Origin of the sequence: Streptococcus pseudopneumoniae (assembly GCF_038148935.1) — a bacterium.
GTDB lineage: Bacteria > Bacillota > Bacilli > Lactobacillales > Streptococcaceae > Streptococcus > Streptococcus pseudopneumoniae_U.
The window spans coordinates 1-453 of the sequence record NZ_JBBJZX010000215.1 but is presented as its reverse complement, the minus strand read 5'-3'; the positions used below and the strand labels follow the sequence as shown (position 1 = coordinate 453).

The following is a 453-nucleotide window of genomic DNA, read 5'->3' as shown; positions in this document are numbered from 1 at the left end:
CAAAAACTTGACACTGCGAAAGCAGGATTGGTAGATAAACCAACTCCTGTACCAGGTAATGATAGCAACACCAACAACGGTGCTAATACCGACAATAGTGCTAACACTAACAACGGCGGTACTACTAACCCTGCCCCTAACAATAGCGACAGTGCGACACCAGATAACAGCGGCAATACTCCAGCTCCTGGTGTGACGACCGACGATAGTAGCAACACCACCCCTGTTACTCCGTCATCTACTGTTGGACAGGCTCAAGCAAGTACTCCAGCTCAAGAAACACCAGTTTCTACATCTACTTCAAACAATTCAGGCATTACGGTGACTCCTAGTGAGACTCGTCCTGTTGACAAGTCTGAACTTGCTCGATTGGTTGAAGAACTAGAAACTCGTTTGAAAGACTTGGATGGTATTGATCAATCTGTCATCGACGCTGCGAAGGTCATTCTCGGA

1 pseudogene is annotated in these 453 nt (G+C 46.8%); it reads left to right on the top strand.

The annotated features are described in order from the left end of the window. Positions 1 to 453, top strand: a pseudogene (locus WKI42_RS10680) (hypothetical protein); the annotation flags it as partial.